The 1,182-nt window shown below is 67.3% G+C and carries 1 pseudogene; it reads left to right on the forward strand.

Annotated elements, in window-relative coordinates:
• Positions 1 to 130: 130 nt before the first annotated feature.
• Positions 131 to 1,182: pseudogene (locus EN745_RS35030) on the forward strand (SPOR domain-containing protein); the annotation flags it as partial.

Below are 1,182 nucleotides of genomic sequence, written 5' to 3' on the forward strand. Positions count from 1 at the left end.
GGGCGAACTAGAAGGCCTGGATCTTTCTGCCAAGAATGCAACGGCCTCCGCCGACATTGACTTCGACGATGACGCATTTGATGCCGCCTTTGCCAAGGGCATTGAGGGCGATCGGGAGCCTGGCCATTCCGTGGCACCCGCCTCGCGTTCGCAGGACTGGCTGCGCTCGACCCCGCCCGAACCGGCGCGGTCGTGGAGCCGCGTGACCCCGGTCGCCGCACCTGCCGAGGCTTCATTCACAGCCCAGCCGACGGCGTCGGTGGCGCCGGTTTCGATCGCGCCGTCATACCGGCAGGAGCCGGTCGTGGAGGACGTTCCGGTCTATGCTGAGCCTGAGCCTGAGCCCGCGCAGCCGGACTATCAGCAAGCCTATGACGAGATGCCTGACGTCGAGACGGTCGACGTGCCGGAGCGTGTGGTGGCGCTTGCGGACGACCTCGAAATTCCCGAACTGGACTTCGAGGAAGAAAAGCCGGCAGCGCCGGCCTATGACGATCTCGATGCCGAGTTTGCCGGTCTGCTGAATGAAATGAACGCGGTCGAGGTCGCGCCCGCGCCGACACCGGCTCGAGCCGCCGCCTATGAGGACGACAGCTACGGCGCCGGATTCAAGCCGGGCCACGATCACGGCGACGCGCGCGCCTATGCGGCGGCGAAGCCGGCTGAAATGCTCGCAGCCCCAGCGCCGGTTTCCCAGGCCGCCGCGACGGGCGGCTTCGATATGGACAACCTGCCCGGCAGCCGGCCGGTCGCGCAGGCCGACGATTTCGCGGTCGATGAGCTCGACTACGACCCCGAGCTTGACCAGGAGATGGCGGTGCCGGGCCTTGCCGAGCGTGAGGCCGCTAGGCCGCGCGGCCGTGGCGTGCTGATCGCCGCCGTGGTCGGCGCCGTGGCCCTGGCCGGTGGTCTTGGCGCCTTTGCCTTGTCCTTTGGCGGCAAGGGCGGCAGCGAGGCGCCGGTTATCGTCAAGGCCGACAACGCGCCAATCAAGGTCAAGCCGGAGAATCCGGGCGGCACGGTGGTGCCGAACCAGGACAACAAGGTCTACGACGCGGTGGTCAAGGGTACCAAGCCGGCCGAGCCGGTGCAGGAAAAGCTGGTCACCAACACCGAAGAGCCAGTCGATGTGAAAGCCAAGGAGCCGGAGAGCCGCGTCGTCGATCTTTCGCCGGCCGATAC

This window comes from Mesorhizobium sp. M4A.F.Ca.ET.022.05.2.1 (assembly GCF_003998845.1).
Lineage (GTDB): Bacteria > Pseudomonadota > Alphaproteobacteria > Rhizobiales > Rhizobiaceae > Mesorhizobium.